A 3,094-nucleotide genomic window follows, 5' to 3' on the forward strand; every position below is an offset into this window, starting at 1 on the left:
TCACGTGTTTCTCGACGTGGCCTCTCGCGCCTCGTCACCGCCGGCATCGCCGTGGCGCTGGTCGGGGGGACGGCCGGCGTGGCCGCCGCGCAGACCTCCGGGGCGCAGGCCGCCGCGGCGAAGAAGCCGAGCGCTTCCGCGCCGGTCTTCCCGCTCGGTGCCGTCACCAAGACGGACAAGTTCTACTTCTACGACGTCGACGGCAAGGGCGGCTTCAAGCCGCGCCAGCTCGGCGGCGGCAACTGGAAGGCCATCACGCAGTCCGCGTGGGTCGACCGTGACGCGGACGGCCGTCAGGACGGCAACTACTACGTCGAGGGCAACGACCTCAAGTTCATCGGCATGGCGGGCCGCGCCCGCAACGTCGTGCCGGGCTTCGGTCACTTCTACGACAAGATCCTGGCGCCGGGGAACCTCGCGGGGTCGCGCCAGTCCGACCTGCTGGCCCGCAGCAAGCGCGACGGCCACCTCCAGCTCTGGGTCATGAAGGAGGACGGCACCTTCTCCGGCCAGACCTTCATCGGCGGCAAGGAGTGGGCCCAGTACACCGACATCACGGGCCGCGGCGACCTCACCGGTGACGGCAAGACCGACATCGTCGGCAAGGACCGCAACGGCGTCCTCTGGCTGCACAAGGGCACGGGCAACGCCAAGAAGCCCTTCGAGGCCCGCACCAAGGTCGGTGGCGGCTGGAACAAGTACACCAAGGTCTTCTCCAACGGCGACCTGAACGGCGACGGCCGCAGCGACCTGCTCGCCGTCGACGGCAAGGGCGCCCTGTGGCTCTACAAGGGCACCGGCAAGGCCGCCGCGCCCTTCAAGGCCCCGGTGAAGATCGGCAACTCGGGCTGGAACCAGTACCGACTGGTGTACTGACCGCCCTCGCGGTGACGCGTTACCGGGCCGTGCCCCGCCGGTCGGCGGCGGCACGGGCCGGTGACGGCTCCGCCGGATCTCACCTTCGGTGAGGATCCAGTGCTGTTCTCCCTGTACGGAGGACGGCACCGCACACCTTTTTCATGGTTGGGGGGAACTTTCCATGACTTCTGTTACGCGTGTTTCTCGTATGTCCGGGCGCGGTCTCTCGCGCCTCGTCACCGCCGCGGTCGCGGTGGCCCTGGTCGGGGGGACGGCCGGGGTGGCCGCCGCACAGGGCTCGGGGGCGCAGGCCGCCGCGGCGAAGAAGCCGAGCGCTTCCGCACCGGTCTTCCCGGTGGGCGCCTTCGCCGAGAACGACAACTTCTACGTCTACGAGGTCGACGGCAAGGGCGGCCTGAAGCCGCGCGAGGCCCGCGGCCCGTGGAAGAACGTGCGCGAACTCGCGCAGGTCGACCGTGACGCCGACGGCCGCCACGACGGCGACTACTTCATCAGCGAGAACGGTCGCGACCTCAAGTTCCAGGCCCTGACCGGCCGCGACACCAACCTCGTGCCCAACTACGGGTACTTCTACCACGGCCTCATCGCCCCGGGTGACCTCGGTGGCGGCAAGGAGACCGACCTCGTCGCGCTGGGCAAGGGCGGGAGGGCCAACGTCCGCTTCAACAAGTTCAACGGCGGGCTCGTCAAGGAGATCCAGCTCCGGGGCGCCGAGTGGGGGACGTACACCGAGCTGGCCGGGCGCGGCGACTACACCGGTGACGGCAAGACGGACATCGTCGCCCACGACCGGGACGGCGTCCTCTGGCTCTACAAGGGCACCGGCAGCACCACGAAGCCCTTCGCGGCCCGCACCAAGGTCGGCGGCGGCTGGAACAAGTACAACCACCTGTTCTCCAACGGCGACACGGACGGCGACGGCCGCAGCGACCTGCTCGCCCGGGACGGCAAGGGTGCCCTCTGGCTGTACAAGGGCACGGGCAAGGCCGCCGCGCCCTTCAAGGCCCCGGTGAAGATCGGCAACTCGGGCTGGAACCAGTACCGCGTGGTCTCCTGACCCGTCGTGTGCTGACACCGCACCACCGGGCCGTGCCCCGCTCGCCGGCGGCACGGCCCGTCCCCGGCTCCGCCGGACTCCACACTTCCCAGCACTTCCTTCCTCAGGAGACCCAAGTGGCCCACACCTCCGGCCGCAAGGGGCGCGCCCTGCCGCGCCTCGTCACGACGGCCATCGCCGTCACCCTCGTCGGCGCCACCGCCGGCACGGCGCTGGCCGACGGCCCCGCCGAGCAGTTCTCCGCCGCCCTCAAGGGCGTGCCGGCCGCTGCCGCTCCGTCGGTCGCCGCCAAGAAGCCGACCGGTGCCGCGCCGCTGCTGCCCGTCGGCGCCGTCGGCAAGTCCGTCGCCCGGATCTACGGGCCTGACGGCAAGGGCGGCCTCAAGTCGCTGGGCTCCGGCAGCGCCAAGGGCTGGGAGCACATCAAGGCGGACACGTTCGTCGACCACAACCGCGACGGCGTCCTCGACGGCCATTACGGCCTGCTGGACAACGGCATCGTCGCCTACCAGGGCACCGCGGGCCGCCCCACCGAGATGGCGCGCGGCTTCAACGGCTACGACACCTTCTTCACCCCGGGCGAGCTCGGCGGAACCTACGGTTCCGACCTCCTCACCCGCGACAAGCAGGGCGTCCTCTGGGTCCACCAGGCCAACGGCAAGCTCGGCCGCGACTACGCCAAGATCGCCCCGCGCAAGCGGGTCGGCGGCGGCTGGGGCCAGTTCACCGCGATCACCGGCCGCGGCGACCTGACCGGCGACGGCAAGACGGACATCGTCGCCCGCGACAAGTCCGGCACGCTCTGGCTCTACAAGGGCACCGGCGACATCAACAAGCCCTTCGCGGCCCGGACGAAGGTCGGGGGCGGCTGGAACCAGTTCACCAAGCTGGTCGCGACCGGCGACGTGAACCTGGACGGCCACGCCGACCTGCTCGCCGTGGACGGCAAGGGCGCCCTGTGGCTCTACAAGGGCACCGGCAAGGCGTCCTCGCCGTACCAGTCCCGGGTCAAGATCGACAGCTCGGGCTGGAACCAGTACCGCCTGGTCTTCTGACCGTTACACTCCTCTTCGGTATTTTTCGTACGGAGAATTACGTGACCCACACCCACGGCCGCCGCTCCGGCGGCCGCGCACTCCCCCGCGTCGTGACCACGGC

At 70.3% G+C, this 3,094-nt stretch carries 3 protein-coding genes; all 3 read left to right on the top strand.

Annotated features, from left to right (window positions below; translation table 11 throughout):
• The coding region (locus tag JNW98_RS00620) for an FG-GAP repeat domain-containing protein (protein WP_223766046.1) at window positions 1–876 on the top strand (876 nt) is incomplete at its 5' end.
• 190 nt (window positions 877–1,066) lie between these two features.
• Window positions 1,067–1,936, top strand: a complete 870-nt coding sequence (locus JNW98_RS00625; protein ID WP_223766047.1) for an FG-GAP repeat domain-containing protein — start codon at window positions 1,067–1,069, stop codon at window positions 1,934–1,936.
• Window positions 1,937–2,052: 116 nt separating this feature from the next.
• The gene (locus JNW98_RS00630; RefSeq protein ID WP_223766048.1) at window positions 2,053–2,991 is read left to right on the top strand and encodes an FG-GAP repeat domain-containing protein; all 939 of its coding nucleotides are present in this window, start codon (window positions 2,053–2,055) and stop codon (window positions 2,989–2,991) included.
• The last annotated feature ends 103 nt before the right edge of the window (window positions 2,992–3,094 follow it).

The organism is Streptomyces huiliensis (assembly GCF_020037025.1).
GTDB classification, from domain to species: Bacteria; Actinomycetota; Actinomycetes; order Streptomycetales; family Streptomycetaceae; genus Streptomyces; species Streptomyces huiliensis.